This is a genomic window from Pseudomonas batumici (genome assembly GCF_000820515.1).
Taxonomy (GTDB): domain Bacteria; phylum Pseudomonadota; class Gammaproteobacteria; order Pseudomonadales; family Pseudomonadaceae; genus Aquipseudomonas; species Aquipseudomonas batumici.
On the sequence record NZ_JXDG01000068.1, the window covers coordinates 108,345 to 125,543 of the forward strand.

Sequence of the window (17,199 nt, forward strand, 5' to 3'; positions counted from 1 at the left end):
CCTAGACGGCGTCGCGGGGCAGCATCAGCCCCAACGGCAGGCGAACCCGCGCTTCCAGACCACCACCGGTGCGGTTGCGCAGTTCGACATTGCCGCCATGCATCGCGGCGATCCGCTTGACGATCGCCAGCCCCAAGCCCGTGCCCTTGCCGCCACGGGCCTTGTCGCCCCGGGTGAAGGGGTTGAAGATGCCTTCCAGTTCCGCCGGATCGATCCCCGTGCCCCGGTCCATGACGCTCAGCACCACATAAGGTGCGCTGCTGTCGCCCGAGACATAGGCCGCCACTTCCACGCCTTCGCCGGCATGGTGCAAGGCGTTGCCGATCAGGTTGTTCAACAGCCGCTTCATCGACACCCGGCGCAACGGAAACGGCTGGATCGGTTGCAGCCGTGTGCGCACCCGCTCTTCGGTCTGGTTGTAGGGCACCACCACCTCGCGCACCAGTTCGCTCAGGTCGACCTCTTCCACCGATTCGTCACGACCGTCGCGGATAAAGGCGAGGAACTGGTCGAGAATGGCGTCCATGTCCTCGATATCCCGCACCATTTCATCGCTGAGATCATCGTGGCGGCCCATCAGCTCCAGCGACAGGCGCAACCGCGTCAACGGCGTGCGCAAGTCATGGGACACCCCCGCCAGCATCAGTTCCCGCTCTCGCCCCGCCTGTTCGACGTCCTCGGCCATCTGGTTGAAGGCCCGGTACACCTCGGTCATTTCGCTCGGGGTATCACTGATCGGCAGCCGTACGCTACGTCCCTGGCCCAGCTGCCGCGCCGCGTCCACCAGGCGCTTCAACGGCTGGTTGAGCTGGCTGACGAAGATCCAGGCCGATGCGGTGGAGAGCAGCCCGATCGCCAGGAACCAGCCCAGCACGCTCCAGATCTTCTGCCCGCGCAACGGATGCGGGTACAGCGGCACTTTCAACCAACCCGCGCCCAGGCTCGGCGCCCGCACCCACAGGGCCGGTGGCGAATGCATGCGCAGCCGCACCTCGGTGTCGGCTCCCAGCTCGGCCTGCATCTGGCGTTGGTAGATCTCACTGTAGGGCCAGTGCTGCTCGCCTTCCGGCACCCCGCCACTGACCACCCGGATCAGGCCGGCTGCATCGGCGATCTTGTCGCGATCATCCTCGTCCGCCGCCCAATAGGCGCGCAAGGTCAGGGCCACGCCGTGACTGTACTGACGGTCCACCAGCACGTCTTCGTTCATCAGCAGGTACACCAGGGTCAGCGCCTTGGAGAACAGCACGACGATCAGCACCAGCCAGAGGGTGCGGGCGAAGAAACTTTGGGGGAACCAGAGAGGGGTTTTCATGGGCAGCCGCTGGACACTTTGCAGAAGCGAGCGGGCGGGCTCGCATATTGCGGATTGCGACTCGCCCGGGGGCTTGCGCACACCCGGGCGAATCGTTCCTACCAATCAACCGGTGCCAGCCAAGAGGCACCCGGCATCGTCACTTGGTCGCGGTGCCGTCCGGCACGAACACATAACCCACGCCCCAGACGGTCTGGATGTAGCGCGGCTTGGACGGGTCCGGTTCGATCATGCGACGCAGACGGGAAATCTGCACGTCGATGGAACGCTCCAGAGCATCCCATTCACGACCACGGGCCAGGTTCATCAGTTTGTCGCGGGTCAGCGGCTCGCGGGCATGCATGACCAGCGCCTTGAGCACGGCGAACTCACCGGTGGTGAGCATGTGCACTTCCTCGCCGCGCTTGAGTTCGCGGGTGGCGAGGGACAGTTCGTAGTCACCGAAGGTCACGCTTTCGTCTTCGCTGCCCGGTGCGCCCGGCACCGGTGCCGACTGGCGGCGCAACACGGCCTTGACCCGGGCCATCAGTTCATCGGGGTTGAAGGGTTTGGCCAGGTAGTCGTCGGCCCCCAGCTCCAGACCCTTGATCCGGCTCAGCTCGTCGCCCTTGGCGGTGAGCATGATGATCGGCACCTGGTTGTTCGCCGCGCGCAGGCGGCGACAGGCGGTCAGGCCGTCTTCGCCGGGCAGCATCAGGTCCAGGACCACCAGGTTGAACACTTCGCGTGACAGCAGGCGGTCCATCTGTTCTGTATTGGCCACTGCGCGGGCCCGATAGCCCTTGCTGGTGAAAAACCGTTCCAGCAGGCTGCTCAGCCCCGGATCGTCATCAACGATGAGAATTTTTTCGCCTTCAGCAGTGTTTGCAGTGCTGCTCATTGGATGCTCCTTTGATCTCGGCACGCATTATGGGGTCTGCGGCCCTTATCCGTATCCGGTGCATTGTTAGCAGATTTTTCCTCAACTACCAGTAAACGCTCTAAAGACCCGCGCGGGCGCACAATCCCCGCAAGCCCGGAACGCCGGTTATAATGCGCCGCCTCTTGTCTCAGGCAACGTCTGATCATTGCTGTGCGGTGCCGCTCTTTATTTTCCAAGGCACACAGCAATGTGCTGATTTCATGGGTCTCAAGGCTGCCTTTTGATCCCAAACCAGATGCGTCCCCATGGCTTGAGAGCCCCGACGCATCTGCTTTCACACTTTGTCAGGTGGTTTTATGGACAGCATCAACAGCCGCATCGCCGAAGAACTCGGCGTCCGCCCACAACAGGTCGAAGCGGCCGTCGCTCTACTCGATGAAGGCTCCACCGTGCCCTTCATCGCGCGCTACCGCAAGGAAGTCACCGGCAGCCTGGATGACACCCAGCTGCGTCATCTGGAAGAACGCCTGCGTTACCTGCGGGAACTCGACGAACGGCGTATCAGCATCCTCGCCAGCATCGAGGAGCAAGGCAAGCTGACCCCGGAACTGGCCCGTGAGATCAAGCTGGCCGACACCAAGACCCGTCTCGAAGACCTTTACCTGCCGTACAAGCAGAAGCGCCGCACCAAGGGCCAGATCGCCCTCGAAGCCGGCCTCGGCGAACTGGCGGACGGCCTGTTCAACGATCCGTCGCTGACCCCGGAAAGCGAAGCGGCACGCTTCGTCGACGGCGAAAAAGGCGTGGCGGACGTGAAGGCGGCGCTGGAAGGCGCCAAGTACATCCTGATGGAGCGCTTCGCCGAAGACGCCGGCCTGCTGGACAAGCTGCGCAACTACCTCAAGCAGGAAGCCACCCTCAGTGCCCGGGTGATCGCCGGCAAGGAAGAAGAAGGCGCCAAGTTCCGCGACTACTTCGAACACGACGAACCCCTGAAAAGCATGCCGTCGCACCGCGCCCTGGCGATTTTCCGCGGCCGCAACGAGGGCATCCTGGGCTCCGCGCTGAAAGTCGGCGACGAGCTGCCGGGCACCCTGCACCCGTGCGAAGGCATGATCGGCCAGCACGTCGGCATCCAGAACCAGAACCGCCCCGCCGACAAATGGCTCGGCGAAGTGGTGCGCTGGACCTGGAAGGTCAAGCTCTACACCCACCTGGAAACCGACCTGCTGGGCGAGCTGCGCGACGGCGCGGAAACCGAGGCGATCAACGTCTTCGCCCACAACCTGCACGACCTGCTGCTGGCCGCTCCGGCCGGCCCGCGCGCCACCCTGGGCCTGGACCCGGGCCTGCGCACCGGCTGCAAGGTCGCGGTGGTCGACGCCACCGGCAAGCTGCTGGACCACGCCACCGTCTACCCGCATGTACCGCACAACAAGTGGGACCAGACCCTGGCCGTGCTCGCCGCCCTGTGCGCCAAGCACTCGGTGGACCTGATCGCCATCGGCAACGGCACCGCCAGCCGCGAAACCGACAAGCTGGCTGCCGAGCTGATCAAGAAATACCCGGCCATGAAGATGACCAAGGTCATGGTCTCCGAAGCCGGTGCATCGGTGTATTCCGCCTCTGAGTTGGCGGCCAAGGAATTCCCCGACCTGGATGTGTCGATCCGCGGCGCCGTGTCCATTGCCCGCCGCCTGCAGGACCCGCTGGCCGAACTGGTGAAGATCGACCCGAAATCCATCGGCGTCGGCCAGTACCAGCACGACGTGTCCCAGCTCAAGCTGGCCCGTGGCCTGGATGCGGTGGTGGAAGACTGCGTGAACGCCGTGGGCGTGGACGTGAACACCGCCTCGGTGGCGCTGCTGGCACGGATTTCCGGCCTCAACACCACTCTGGCGCAGAACATCGTCAACCACCGCGATGAAAACGGTGCGTTCAAAACCCGCGCCGCGCTGAAGAAAGTCGCCCGCCTGGGCGAGAAGACCTTCGAGCAGGCCGCCGGCTTCCTGCGGGTGATGAACGGCGACAACCCGCTGGACTCCTCCGCGGTGCACCCGGAGGCCTACCCGCTGGTGCAGCGCATCGCCGCCGAAACCGACCGCGACATCCGCTCGCTGATCGGCGACGCCGGCTTCCTCAAGCGCCTGGACCCGAAGAAGTTCACCGATGAAACCTTCGGCCTGCCCACCGTCACCGACATTCTCCAGGAACTGGAGAAGCCGGGCCGCGACCCGCGTCCCGAGTTCAAGACTGCTGCGTTCCAGGACGGCGTCGAGGACCTCAAGGACCTCGAGCCCGGGATGATCCTCGAAGGCGTGGTGACCAACGTCACCAACTTCGGTGCCTTCGTCGATATCGGCGTGCACCAGGACGGCCTGGTGCATATCTCGGCGCTGTCCGAGAAGTTCATCAAGGACCCGCGTGAAGCGGTGAAAGCCGGTGATGTGGTGAAGGTCAAGGTCATGGAAGTCGACATCCCGCGCAAACGCGTCGGCCTGTCGATGCGCATGAGCGACACCCCGGGCGAGAAGGTCGACGGTGCCCGTGGCTCGCGTCCGGGCTCGGCGCCACGGCCGTCGCAGAACAACGCGCCACGCAAGGAAAGCACGGCCGCCGCGCCGAGCAACAATGCCATGGCCTCGCTGTTCGCCAACGCCAAGCAGTTGAAGAAACGCTGATGGAGATTCCTGACGGCCTGACCCAGAGCGCCTTCAGCGAGATGCTCGGCTGCCGCCTGCAACGCCTGGAAACCGGTGTTGCCGAGGTGGCCCTGGCGCTGGAGCCGCACCTGCGCAATCGCGGCAACGTGATGCACGGCGGGGCGATCTTCAGCCTGGTGGACATTGCCATGGGGCTGGCCTGTTCCAGCGCCCATGGCTTCGACCAGCGCAGCGTGACCATCGAGTGCAAGATCAACTACATGCGCGCGGTGGCCGAGGGCGAAGTCCTGTGCACCGCCACGGTCATCCACCCGGGTCGCCGCACCCTGGTGGTCGAGGCCGAGGTGCGTCAAGGCGACAAACTTGTCGCGAAAGCACAAGGCACGTTCGCTGTTCTCTAGCCGCTCCCGCTCGATTTGGGTTAATTTCGACACTGTGAACGCAGTGTCGGGGTTTTCCCTGTCACCGCCTCCGACCCAGGGAAGAAGTGTCGGCGTTTTCTGATATTTACCAGGCGACCACGCCAGTTCTCAACTTCACCCTTGTAGACCGTCTTGCCCACCCCCATATTGGGGCGACCGACGCGTGAAGGAATCCAACTTGAGCGAACTTCTCAACCGCCGCCTGGCTCTGCTCGGCGAGCGCGACCACCTCTCTCTGCTCGAACAGTGCCTGCACGGCATCGAGCGTGAATGCCTGCGCGTCACGGGCGTTGCCCGCCTGGCACAGACACCGCACCCCGAAGAGCTGGGCGCCGCGCTGACCAACGAGCAAATCACCACCGATTATTCCGAGTCGCTGCTGGAGTTCATCACTCCGGCCCTCGCCGACCCGGCCGACACCCTGGCCAGCCTGGACAAGATCCATCGCTTCGCCTACAGCAAGCTCGGCAACGAGTACCTGTGGAGCCCGTCGATGCCCTGCCCGCTGCCGGAGGAAGAAGATATTCCGATCGCCTACTACGGCACCTCGAATATCGGCAAGCTCAAGTATGTGTACCGCCAGGGCCTGGCCCTGCGCTACGGCAAGACCATGCAGTGCATCGCCGGGATTCACTACAACTTTTCCCTACCGGAGAAGCTCTGGCCGCTGCTCAAGGAAGCCGAAGGCTTCAGCGGCAGCGACCGGGAATACCAGTCGCTGGCCTACATCGCCCTGATCCGCAACTTCCGCCGCTACAGCTGGCTGCTGATGTACCTGTTCGGTGCTTCGCCGGCCCTGGACGCCGGTTTCCTGCGCGGGCGCGCCCATCAGTTGGAACAGTTCGACGCCGATACGCTGTACCTGCCCTATGCCACCAGCCTGCGCATGAGCGACCTGGGTTACCAGAGCAGTGCCCAGGCCGGCCTGACACCCTGCTATAACGACCTGAACAGCTACACCGACAGTCTGCGCAAGGCGGTGGCGACCCCTTACGCGCCGTATGTCGAGATCGGCACCCACAAGGATGGTGAGTGGGTGCAGCTCAACACCAACATCCTGCAGATCGAAAACGAGTACTACTCCACCATTCGCCCCAAGCGCGTGACCTACACCGGCGAGCGGCCGATCCAGGCGCTGATGGCCCGTGGCGTGCAGTATGTCGAGGCGCGCTGCCTGGACATCAACCCGTTCCTGCCGACCGGCATCGATTTGACCGAGGCACGCTTCCTCGATGCGTTCCTGCTGTATTGTGCGCTGAACGACAGCCCGCTGTTCGAAAGCTACGAGTGCGGCAATGCCACCTCGAACTTCCTGACCGTGGTCAAGGAAGGTCGGCGCCCGGGCCTGCAATTGCAGCGTCAAGGCCAGGCCGTGGACATGAAGGAATGGGCCTCTGAACTGCTGGAGAAGATCGCTCCGCTGGCGGCGCTGCTAGACAGCAGCCACGGTGGCGATAGCCACAGCAAGGCCCTGGACGAGCAGTTTGCCAAGGTCCAGGACCCGTCCCTGACGCCATCGGCCCAGGTGCTGGCGAGCATGACCCAGCACAAGGAAAGCTTCGCGCAGTTCTCGATGCGCCAGAGCCTGGCCCATGCCGAGTTCTTCCGCAGCCAGCCGTTGAGCCCGCAAGAGCAGACCGGCTTCGAGGAAGCGGCCCGTCAGTCCCTGGCGCAACAGGCTGAGCTTGAGCAGAACGAGGTGGGGGATTTCGACGTGTTCGTCGGCTCGTACCAGGCGAGCATCCTGGCGATCAGTAACTGAGGTTCGGCTTACCGGCGAAAGCGCCCGAAAGACCTACGCAAGGTTCAAGGGCCTCATCGCCAGCAAGCCGGCTCCTACAAGGTCCGGGCACGCCGATGTTCTCGCAGTGAAATACAGACCTGTAGGAGCGCCGGTCGACGCTCGATTGCCGGCGATGGCGTCCGAGAGCCCTATGCAAGGCTCAACGGCAAGCCAACCCCCACAGGCTAAAGGGCTTTTTCGAAGATCTTCGAATTCCGCTGGTAGTTGTACAGCGAAGCCCGCGCGCTCGGCAGCCGATCCACGCTGCTCGGCTCGAAACCGCGCTCGCGGAACCAGTGCGCGGTGCGGGTCGTCAGCACAAACAAGGTTTTCAGGCCCTGCGCCCGTGCCCGCGCCTCGATCCGCTCCAGCAGTTCATCGCCGCGACCGCCATGGCGATACTCCGGGTTCACCGCCAGGCACGCCAACTCCCCCGCCTGCGAATCGGCGATCTGGTACAGCGCCGCACAGGCGATGATCATGCCTTCGCGCTCCACCACGCTGAACTGCTCGATCTCGCGCTCCAGCACTTCCCGCGAACGCCGCACCAGGATGCCCTGCTCTTCCAGCGGACTGATCAGGTCGAGCAAACCGCCGACATCCTCGATGGCCGCCTCGCGTACCAGTTCGAACTGCTCCTGGGCCACCAGCGTACCGCCGCCGTCACGGGTAAACAGCTCGGTCAACAGCGCGCCATCCTCGGCATAGCTGACGATATGGCTGCGCGCCACGCCACCCCGGCAGGCCTGAGCCGCCGCGTCCAGCAACTCGCCCTGGTAATCGTTGCCCAGGCGCAGCAGATGCGCCGGTACCTGCTGTGGACGCAGCTCACGGACCAGCTTGCCATTTTCATCGATCAGGCCGTGATCGGCGCCGAACAGCAGGAGTTTTTCCGCCTCCAGGTCGATGGCGGCACGGGTCGCCACGTCTTCGCAGGCCAGGTTGAAGATTTCCCCGGTAGGCGAATAGCCCAGCGGCGACAGCAAGACGATGGAGCGCTCGTCCAGCAGGCGGTTGATGCCCTTGCGGTCGACCCGGCGCACTTCGCCGGTGTGGTGATAATCGACACCTTCCAGCACACCGATCGGCCGCGCCGTCACCAGGTTGCCGCCGGCGACCCGCAACCGCGAGCCCTGCATCGGCGAGGCGGCCATGTCCATGGACAGGCGCGCCTCGATGGCGATCCGCAGTTGGCCCACGGCATCGATCACACACTCCAGGGTGGCCGCATCGGTAATCCGCATGCCGCGGTGGTAATGCGGCGTCAGCCCGCGCGCCGCCAGGCGGCTTTCGATCTGCGGACGCGAGCCGTGCACCAGCACCAGCCGCACCCCCAGGCTGTGGAGCAGCACCAGGTCGTGGACGATATTGCCGAAGTTGGGGTGCTCGACGCCGTCACCGGGCAGCATGACCACAAAGGTGCAGTCCCGGTGGGCATTGATATAGGGAGACGCATGGCGAAGCCAATTCACGTAGTCGGGCATAACACCTGAACCTGTATAAAAAACAGCCAATAGAAAATAGATGCAACGTCAAGACGCACAACGGGCTGTTGGTTATCGTCGGAACAGGCTTGGCGACACGCGCGCTCTCCTTGGTATCCAGGAAAAAGGTGGCTCGAAAACAGTCAGCAACCGCGCATTTAACGCAAGGTTGCAGCCGGGCTCAAGCAGTAATGTTGAATCAATTCACGCAGTAGATGCACGGTAGGCTGTAAACGTGACATTTCGAGGTATTCCCCCGGCTGATGGGCACAGGCGATGTCGCCGGGTCCCAGGACCAGGGTTTCGCAGCCAAGGCGCTGAAGATAAGGCGCTTCGGTGCCAAATGCCACTGCCTCGGCGCGATGGCCGGTGAGCTTCTCGGCGATACGCACCAGTTCGGCGTCCTCGGCCTGTTCGAACGGCGGTACTTCGGGAAACAGCGGCGCGTAGTCGATCTTGACCTGGTGCAGCTGCGCCAGGGGTTCGAGCTTGGCGCGGATCGCCGCCCGCAGGACGTTCGGGTCCATGCCCGGCAAGGGCCGCAGGTCGAACTCCAGGGAGCACTGGCCACAGATGCGGTTGGGGTTGTCGCCGCCGTGAATGCAGCCGAAGTTCAGGGTCGGCTGGGGCACGCTGAACTGCGGATTGTTGTATTCGCGCTGCCATTGCCAGCGCAGGCCCTTGAGCTCGCCGATGGCATCGTGCATGGCCTCGAGGGCGCTATGGCCCAGGCTCGGGTCCGAGGAGTGGCCGCTGCGGCCGAGAATCTCGATACGCTCCATCATCACGCCCTTGTGCAGGCGGATCGGCCGCAGGCCAGTGGGCTCGCCGATCACCGCGGCGCGGCCCAGCGGACGACCGGCGGCGGCCAGGGCCCGGGCGCCGGACATGGAGCTTTCTTCGTCGCAGGTGGCCAGGATCAGCAGCGGCTGCTTGAACGGTTGGTCGAGCAATGGCTTCACGGCTTCGATGGCCAGGGCGAAAAACCCCTTCATGTCGCAACTGCCCAGGCCGACCCAGCGGCCATCGACTTCGGTCAGTTTCAGCGGGTCGGTCTGCCACAGCGCAGCATCGAACGGCACGGTGTCACTGTGCCCGGCCAGCACCAGCCCACCAGGGCCGCTGCCGAAGCTGGCGAGCAGGTTGAACTTGCCGGGACTGACCAGTTGGATATCGCAGGTGAAGCCCAGGTCGGTCAGCCAGGTGGCCAGCAGGTCGATCACCGGACGGTTGGACTGATCAAGGCTCGGCTGGGTACAGCTGACCGACGGCGCGGCAATCAGCGCAGCGAATTGATCTTTCATCGACGGCAAAGGCATTGCGCTGACTCCCGAACTCCAAGGCGAAGCTCATCATAGAGCCATCCGGCGACTGGAATAAACCGTCGCGACGCGTGCCGCCCGCTTGTCCTGTACACTGCACGGCCTTGGCAGCCCCCTTCTCCCCCGGCTGCGCTACCGATCCTGGATTTTCCGGCCATGCAGAAAGAAACCGAAATCAAACTCCGCGTCAGCCGCGAAACCCTCGCCGCCCTGCGCGAGCACCCGCTGCTGAAGAAACGCAACAAAAGTGGCTGGGAACGTCGCGAGCTGATGAATCAGTATTTCGACACCCCCGAGCGCGACCTGGCCAAGGCCAAGGTCGCCCTGCGCCTGCGCCGCGACGGCGAAGAAGTGATCCAGACCCTCAAGACCCGTGGCCAGAGCGTTGCCGGCCTGTCGGAACGCAACGAGTACGACTGGCACCTGCCCAAGGCCAAGCTGGATGTGAAGAAACTCGACGGCGAGTGCTGGCCCGAGGCGTTGAGCGAGCTGGACAAGAAAACCCTGAAGCCGATCTTCACCACCGATTTCGTCCGCGAACGCGCCGAAATCGCCTGGGGTCGCGGCAAGGCCAAGGTGGTGGTCGAGGCCGCGCTGGACCTGGGCTTTGTCATCGTCGGCAAACAGAAGGAAGAAATCTGCGAACTGGAGCTGGAATTGCGCGAAGGCGAGCCGGCGGCGCTGCTGGAACTGGCCGCCGAGCTGGCCGAGAAGCTGGCGCTGATGCCTTGCGATATCAGCAAGGCCGAGCGCGGGTATCGCCTGTTTGACGCCAACAGCTATTCGCTGAGCCTGCCGGCCCCGCAACTGACCGCTGAAATGCCGGTGGACGACGCGTTCGCCGCGCTGGCCTGGCACCTGCTCGGCAGCAGCCAGCGACTGGCCGAACAATACCGTTTCAACGGGCACTGGCGCCTGTTGCAGGACTGGGTCCAGCAGTTGATCGAACTGCGGGCGTTGGTCGGCAGCCTGGGCCAGGCGGCCCCTCGGCAATCCACCAGCGAACTGCGCAGCGCCCTGGATGCATTGCTGGAAGACTGGCGTCCGCTGGTCAACGCCGGCCTGGAAGACGAAGACGTGCGCAAGGCCGCGCCGGAGCAGTTCCTGGAGGAGCTGGAAGATGTGCGTTGGGGTCTGTTCTCGCTGAACACCTCGCGCTGGTTGCTGGCCCGTAGCTGGACGGCCGAGCGGACCACTCGCGGCCAGCGCCAGGGCGCGGCGCAGTTGCAGAGCTGGCTGCCACGGCTGCTGGCCGAGGAAGCCACGTCGTTGCAACTGGGACGCTACCAGCAGCAACCGGAAGACCTGGCCGAACAATTGCCACGGATCGAGCGGATCCAGGCCTGGCTGCACCTGGCCCGTGGCGTGCTGGAGCTGCCGGAACTGGATCGTCTGTTTGGCGAAATGAACAAGCTGGCGCAACTGGCCGAGACGGACATCAGCGACGAAGTGCTGGAGGCGCGGGTGCAACAGGCGCTGACGGTGTTCCAGAGCCGTGCCTGGAAAACCTTGTTGCGTCTGTAAACAACGCCGAAAATTTCTTGCATCGGTAAATCTGGTCTACATTTGAACCTGATAGAACGATAAAGCACTCAGGATTAACCCTAAGTGCTTTCAGTTCTATCGCAAGACATTCAGGCGACACCTTTAAGAACACCATCGTTTGTCTCACCGTCCGGTGGGCCTGCAGCACGACGGCATTGTGTGATTAGCCGTATCTGTCCCCTTTCAAGATTTTTCTTCGAATGGTACGGATGGACGCTGTCATGCAGCCTTCAGATGACGATGATGTTGATAACCTGATGCGCAAGTTCGGGGCCAGGGCCGATCGCTATCGAGAAATCGAGGTGGCCCGGGTCTTCAGCGAAACGCCCGCGCCCGCCCCCGCGATTCCCCAGCCTCCAGCGCCCACGTCTGTCGAACCGGCCTCGCCGCCCCTCGTCCCGGGTGATACCGGCGCGCCTGAAAAAGCCGCCGCCCCGTCCTTGCGCACGCTGCTCCACGACCTCGCCCGGGAGCGCCAGGCGCAGGCGGCGCAGCACCTACAGCCGACTCCCGCGCCCCAGGTCACGGCGCAGATCATCGCGATCGTCTCGACCCGTGGCGGTGTCGGCCGCAGCACACTGGCCAGCCTGCTGGCGATTCTGCTCAACAGCGCCGACACGCGGGCCATGGTCCTGGAACTCGACCCACAGAATGCGCAATACCAGCACCTGGGGACCCACCCGCAAGTAGCGGGTATCTGCCAGGCCAGCCTGGACAGGCGCAGCTGGCGCGATCTCGTGCAAACCGGCTACGCCAACACCCGGCTGCTGGCCTTCGGCGAGAGCGAGCCAAGGCAGTTGCACGCCTTCGAACACCAACTCGAAGGCAACCCGCACTGGCTCGCCCAACACCTCGGCGAACTGGCGCTGGGCGAACACGACACACTGATCATCGACACCCCCGCCGGCAGCAATGTCTATCAGGAACAGGCGCTGCGCATGGCGAATCTGATTGTCGCCGTGGTTCGACCCGACGCCGCCTCCCACGCCGCCCTGGAGCGCCTGATCGCCTCGCTCGAGCCCCATCTGAACAGGGAAAAGCCGGCGGCCTGCTGGTTCGTGATCAACGGCGTGGACACCGCCCATGCCTTGTCCGTGGACATCACGCAGATCCTTGAGAACCAACTGAAAACGCAATTGCTCGGCACCGTCATCTGGGACGAGACGATCGCCGCGGCGCTGGCCTATGAATGCAATCCGTTCGAGCAGTCCGCCGATTCCCCTGGCTGCCAGGACATCCTGGCCATCGCCGACAAACTCTACGATCAGTTGGAGTCACCGCTAGCATGACCTTCGAACGCCGCGTCGAGCGCCTGCTCGGCACCTCCCTGAGACGTGCCCGCCAATGGTCCCGGCCACTGCGCCTGGGCCTCATCCTGTGTGCCGCGCTGCTCTGCGCGGTGGTGCTGGCGGGGGTCATCAGCGCTCCCGCGAGCCTGCTCCACCAGGCCCTGTTCGGCCTGGCCTGCGTGATCGCGGTGCTGGTCTTGCGGCGCCTGGAGGGTCGCTTGCCGATCATCGCGATGATCAGCCTGTCGCTGATCGCCTCGCTGCGCTACATGTACTGGCGCCTGACCGAGACACTGGAACTGGAGAACCTGCACGACACCCTGTTCGGCTACACCCTGGTGCTGGCCGAACTCTATGCCCTGGTGGTGCTGGTGTTCGGTTACGTGCAGACCGCCTGGCCGCTCAAGCGGCGGCCGATCCTGCTCAGCGAAGATCCGGGACAATGGCCCAGCGTCGATGTGTTCATCACCACCGTCAACGAGTCGCTGGAGATCGTCAAGATCACCGTGTTCGCCGCGCAGGGGATGGACTGGCCGCAAGACAAGCTCAAGGTCCATGTGCTGGATGACGGGCACAGGGAAGAGTTCCGACTGTTCTGCGAGAGCGTCGGCGCCCACTACCTGACCCGCGACAACAACCTGCATGCCAAGGCCGGCAATTTCAACGCCGCGCTCAAGGTCACCCACGGCGAATACATTGCCGCCTTCGACGCCGACCACGTGCCCTCGCGCTCCTTCCTGCAAATCAGCATGGGCTGGTTTCTCAAGGACCCCAAGCTGGCGATGCTGCAAACCCCGCACGTGTTCTTTTCCCCGGATCCCTTCGAGAAAAACCTCAAGACCCAGCAGGCGGTTCCCAACGAAGGCGAGCTGTTCTACGGGCTGGTGCAGGACGGCAATGACCTGTGGAACGCCGCCATGTTCTGCGGCTCCTGCGCCTTGATGCGCCGGGTGGCGCTGGAAGCCATCGGCGGGATGGACGAAACCACCCTCACCGAAGACGCCCACACCTCGCTGAGCCTCAACCGCGCCGGCTACAACACCGCCTACCTGGCCCTGCCGCAAGCCGCCGGCATGGCCACGGAAAACCTCTCGCGGCACATCAACCAGCGCGTGCGCTGGGCCCGCGGCATGACGCAGATCTTCCGCACCGACAACCCCATGCTCGGGCGCGGCCTGACCCTGGGCCAGCGCATCTGCTACAGCAACGCCATGCTGCACTTCTTCTACGGTTTCCCGCGCCTGGTGTTTCTCACCGCGCCCCTGGCCTACCTGGTGTTCGGCGCACAGATCTTCCACGCCGCGCCCCTGATGGTGGCCGCCTATGCGGCGCCGCACCTGCTGCTGGCCAACCTGACCAACTCGCGCATCCAGGGACGCTTCCGCCATTCGTACTGGAACGAGGTCTACGAAACGGTACTGGCCTGGTACATCCTGACGCCGGTACTGATGGGCCTGCTCAGGCCCAAGTCCGGGCACTTCAACGTCACGGACAAGGGCGGCGACCTGCACCTGGGGTTCTTCGACTGGAAGATGGCCCGTCCCTACATCGTGCTGCTGGTCTTGAACATCGCCGCGGTGGTGTATGGGGTCTACGACTATCTCGGGGCCGATGTCACCACCGATGAAACGGTGCTGCTCAACCAGGTCTGGGCCATCTACAACGCCATCATGTGCGCCGCCGCCCTCGCGGTCGCCAGCGAAAGCCGCCAGGTGCGGGCCGAACCCAGGGTCGACGCGCAGCTACCGGTTGGCCTGCAACTGGCCGATGGCACGCAGTATCGCAGCGTCACCCAGGACTTCTCCCCGCGCGGCCTTGGCCTGAAGCTTGCGCAAGACCAATCGATTCCCCTGGGAACCCGCCTGCGGGTCTCGCTGTTCCGTCACCAACACCCGTATGACTTCGACGGCAGCGTGGTCTTCAGTCGCGCCAACACGGTCGGCATCCGCTTCGACCCGCTGACCTTGAGCCAGCAAAGCGACCTGGTCCACCTGACCTTCTCGCGCGCCGACACCTGGGCCAGGAACTGGGGCAACGGCACCCCCGACTCGCCCCTCATGGCCCTGCGCGAGATCAGCGTCATCGGCCTGCATGGCATTGCCGAGTTGCTCAAGGCAACCCTCAGATTACCCGGCCAGGCGCTCGAACGGCGGCGCGCCGGCTCCTCTCCCTCAGCACCTGCCCTGGACACGCCATGAGCCCGATATTTTCCGCTGGCAGCGATGGACGCTGCATTCGTTACGCCCTCCTGTTGCTGGTCTGCTGCGGCGTCTATCCAGGTATCGGCCACAGCGCGACGCAAACAGACAACCGCACCAGCCCCGTCGGCGCCAGCCAACCCCAGGCGATCGGCGGCGACAAGAACAGCTACAGCCTGACCTTCAAGCAACTGGGACGACGCGACCCCCTGTACCTGCGCGGCGTCGAATCGACCGACAGCGTCGACTTCGGGATTCGCGCCGACCAGGTGGTGACCGGCGTCCAGGTGGTCCTGCACTACGGCTATTCGGCGCTGATGCTGCCCGAGCTGTCGCAGATCAACGTGCTGGTCAACGACAAGGTCGCCGCCAGCCTGCCGCTGCCCCGGGAACAGGCCGGCAAGGATCTGGAGAAAGTCGTCGAGATCCCCGCGCGGCTGATCACCGACTTCAACCGCCTGGACCTGCAACTGATCGGGCACTACACGATGCAATGCGAAGACCCGTTGCACTCGAGCCTGTGGGCCAGGGTCAGCAACGACAGCCAACTGAACATCCAGTACTCGCCCATCGCGCTGAAGAACGACCTGGCCCTGTTGCCGGTGCCGTTTTTCGACCGCCACGATGCGCGTCCACTGGTCCTGCCCTTCGTCTTCGACACCTCGCCCAGCGCCGCCAAGCTGGAAGCGGCCGCCGCCCTTTCATCCAAGTTCGGCGCCCTGGCCAGCTACCGCACCGCGACCTTTCCCGCCAGCGTCGGCCAGCTGCCGGCCAAGGGCAACGCGATTGTCTTGGTCACCCATCGCGAAAGCCTGCCGCTGGGCGAGCTGTCGAGCAACGCCGCCAGCGGTCCCAGCGTGACCATGATGACCAACCCCAACGACCCCTATGGCAAGTTGCTGGTGATCAGCGGGCGCAATGACGCCGAACTGAAGACCGCCGCCATGGCCGTCGCCCTGGGCAGCCAGTCGATGTCCGGCGCCACCGCGCTGATCGACCACTTCGACCCGCTGCCGGTGCGCGTGCCCTATGACGCGCCCAACTGGCTGCCGACCGACCGGCCGGTGAAGCTCGGCGAACTGGTCGACGCCCGGCAATTGCATGTCTCCGGCTACAGCCCCGAGGACATCAAAATTGCCCTGCGCCTACCGCCGGACCTGTTCGAATGGCGCGGACGCGGTGCGCCCCTGCTGCTCAAATACCGTTACACGCCGCAGCAGTTCTCGACCAACTCGGCCTTGCTGGTGCACCTCAACGATCACCTGGTGCGCTCGATGCAGTTGCCGTCAATCCCCAATCTCAACGGCGGACCGGACCTGTTGGACTGGCTCAAGAAGGACGACAGCCTGCCGCGCGAAGCCAGCATGTTCCTGCCCCTGGACATCGCCACCTTCGAGTCGCAGCTGCAAATGCGCTACCTGTATGACTATGTCAAACAAGGCGAATGCCGGGACGTTATCGTCGAAGACATGCGCGGCCAGATCGAAGGCGATTCGACCCTGGACCTGAGCGGCCTGGACCACTACACGGCGATGCCCGATCTGGGCAAGTTCCGCGACAGCGGCTTCCCCTTCACCCGCTTGGCCGACCTCTCGGAGACCGCCGTGGTGATGCCCGGCACCCTGGAGCCCGCGACCCTTGGCGCCTTCCTCACCGTGCTCGGGCGTTTCGGCGAATCCACCGGTTATCCGGCCACCGGCCTGCAAGTGATCCAGGCCCACGACGTCGAGGCGGTCAGCGACAAGGACCTGCTGGTGTTCGCCACCGGCAACGACCAGCCCCTGCTCAAGCAATGGGCCGACGCGTTGCCGGCCCGTAGCGAGGGCAGCCGGCACTTCTTCGACCTGAGCGACCTGGCCTTGCGCATTCACGACTGGTTCAGCCCCGACCCGAAGGCGGCGCTGCGCAAGACCCGCGCCAACCTGATCTGGTCGGGCAGCGGCCCGCCTTACCTGGCGGGCTTCGAGTCACCGCTCAAAAGCGGGCGCAGCGTGGTGGTGGTCGCCAGCAGCGAGCCGGCGCGACTGGCCGAGGTGACTGCGGCGATGATCGGCGGCGATGACTACAAGGACCTGATCCAGGGCCGCCTGGCCGTGATCCAGGACAAGCAGATCACCACCCTGACCGCCGACCAACCCTACTACGTCGGTGAACTGAGCTGGTTCAGGCACCTGCAGTTGCTGCTGTCGCGGCATCTCAGCGGGATGCTGCTCAGTACCCTGCTCGGCTTCGTGCTGCTCTGCGCCCTGATCTTCCTGGGGCTGCGGGCCCAGGCCAAGCGGCGGTTGTCGTGAATCCGGTGCGCGGGAGAGCAGG

General features: G+C 64.3%; 11 protein-coding genes. 7 read left to right on the forward strand and 4 right to left on the reverse strand.

Annotation, left to right across the window (positions count from 1 at the left end; all coding sequences use genetic code 11):
• Window position 1: 1 nt before the first annotated feature.
• Together UCMB321_RS26105 and ompR are read right to left on the reverse strand one after the other, a co-directional pair.
• Window positions 2–1,315, reverse strand: coding sequence for an ATP-binding protein (locus tag UCMB321_RS26105; protein ID WP_040071575.1), 1,314 nt, complete (start codon window positions 1,313–1,315; stop codon window positions 2–4).
• 139 nt (window positions 1,316–1,454) lie between these two features.
• On the reverse strand, window positions 1,455–2,195 hold the full coding sequence (ompR, locus tag UCMB321_RS26110) for an osmolarity response regulator transcription factor OmpR (protein WP_040071576.1): 741 nt from the start codon (window positions 2,193–2,195) through the stop codon (window positions 1,455–1,457).
• A 338-nt stretch (window positions 2,196–2,533) separates the two neighbouring features.
• Here ompR and UCMB321_RS26115 point away from each other — a divergent pair, with 338 nt between their 5' ends.
• The 3 genes from UCMB321_RS26115 (at window position 2,534) to gshA (ending at window position 7,024) form a co-directional block, all read left to right on the forward strand.
• Window positions 2,534–4,858: a Tex family protein gene (locus tag UCMB321_RS26115; RefSeq protein ID WP_040071577.1), complete on the forward strand. Its 2,325-nt coding sequence runs from the start codon at window positions 2,534–2,536 to the stop codon at window positions 4,856–4,858.
• On the forward strand, window positions 4,858–5,241 hold the full coding sequence (locus tag UCMB321_RS29605; protein ID WP_052451361.1) for a PaaI family thioesterase: 384 nt from the start codon (window positions 4,858–4,860) through the stop codon (window positions 5,239–5,241). Before UCMB321_RS26115 ends, UCMB321_RS29605 begins: the two co-directional genes overlap by 1 nt.
• Before the next feature lie 199 nt (window positions 5,242–5,440).
• Complete coding sequence (gene gshA / locus UCMB321_RS26125; protein WP_040071578.1) at window positions 5,441–7,024, forward strand: glutamate--cysteine ligase; 1,584 nt, start codon at window positions 5,441–5,443, stop codon at window positions 7,022–7,024.
• Window positions 7,025–7,230: 206 nt separating this feature from the next.
• On the opposite strand, the gene argA is transcribed toward gshA, so the two are convergent.
• Both argA and argE read right to left on the reverse strand, forming a co-directional pair.
• Entirely contained in the window at window positions 7,231–8,529 is a 1,299-nt protein-coding gene (gene argA, locus UCMB321_RS26130; protein ID WP_040071579.1) for an amino-acid N-acetyltransferase, read from the reverse strand.
• A 158-nt stretch (window positions 8,530–8,687) separates the two neighbouring features.
• Window positions 8,688–9,848, reverse strand: coding sequence for an acetylornithine deacetylase (gene argE, locus UCMB321_RS26135; protein ID WP_040071580.1), 1,161 nt, complete (start codon window positions 9,846–9,848; stop codon window positions 8,688–8,690).
• Between the two features lie 159 nt (window positions 9,849–10,007).
• Between argE and UCMB321_RS26140 the strand changes: the two genes are divergently transcribed.
• The 4 genes from UCMB321_RS26140 to bcsB all read left to right on the forward strand — a co-directional run bounded on the left by UCMB321_RS26140 (window position 10,008) and on the right by bcsB (window position 17,177).
• The gene (locus UCMB321_RS26140) at window positions 10,008–11,375 is read left to right on the forward strand and encodes a CYTH domain-containing protein (protein ID WP_040071581.1); all 1,368 of its coding nucleotides are present in this window, start codon (window positions 10,008–10,010) and stop codon (window positions 11,373–11,375) included.
• 242 nt (window positions 11,376–11,617) lie between these two features.
• Window positions 11,618–12,685, forward strand: a complete 1,068-nt coding sequence (gene bcsQ / locus UCMB321_RS26145; protein WP_040071582.1) for a cellulose biosynthesis protein BcsQ — start codon at window positions 11,618–11,620, stop codon at window positions 12,683–12,685.
• Complete coding sequence (bcsA, locus tag UCMB321_RS26150; RefSeq protein WP_040071583.1) at window positions 12,682–14,883, forward strand: UDP-forming cellulose synthase catalytic subunit; 2,202 nt, start codon at window positions 12,682–12,684, stop codon at window positions 14,881–14,883. Before bcsQ ends, bcsA begins: the two co-directional genes overlap by 4 nt.
• On the forward strand, window positions 14,880–17,177 hold the full coding sequence (bcsB, locus tag UCMB321_RS26155; protein ID WP_040071584.1) for a cellulose biosynthesis cyclic di-GMP-binding regulatory protein BcsB: 2,298 nt from the start codon (window positions 14,880–14,882) through the stop codon (window positions 17,175–17,177). Before bcsA ends, bcsB begins: the two co-directional genes overlap by 4 nt.
• The last annotated feature ends 22 nt before the right edge of the window (window positions 17,178–17,199 follow it).